At 48.8% G+C, this 418-nt stretch carries 1 pseudogene; it reads left to right on the forward strand.

Going from position 1 to position 418, the window contains the following annotated elements:
• Nucleotides 1–418: pseudogene (locus J3U67_RS03410) on the forward strand (hemagglutinin); the annotation flags it as partial.

Genomic DNA, 418 nt, shown 5'->3' on the forward strand with positions numbered 1-418 from the left:
CCAAAATCATAGTGATTATAGTGGTAGCAGTATTGGTATCGGTGCCAGTGGCAGCGTTAGTGGATCAACACTGGGACAAAAACAGCCTACTGGTAACGACAAGATTAATCTGGCTAATCAGGGTGAAACGGGTGCCAGCAAGTCCCTTGGCTTCGGACACGATAGTGGCCATAGCAGCAGTACCACCCACAGCGGCATCAATACGAGCAACATCATCATCACGGATGCTGCTGCCCAGCAGCAGAAAACCGGTAAAAGCGTAGCCGAAACCATAGCTGGAATTCATACCGATACCAGCAGCGATAACTATGCGGATAAAGCCGGCTACCTGAGCAACAACTTTGACAAAGACAAAGTTCAGAAAGAGCTGGATACACAGCGTGAAGTCACACAGGAATTCAGCGCCAATATACAGGCT

This window comes from Snodgrassella sp. B3837, assembly GCF_026535955.1.
Taxonomy (GTDB): Bacteria; Pseudomonadota; Gammaproteobacteria; order Burkholderiales; family Neisseriaceae; genus Snodgrassella; species Snodgrassella alvi_E.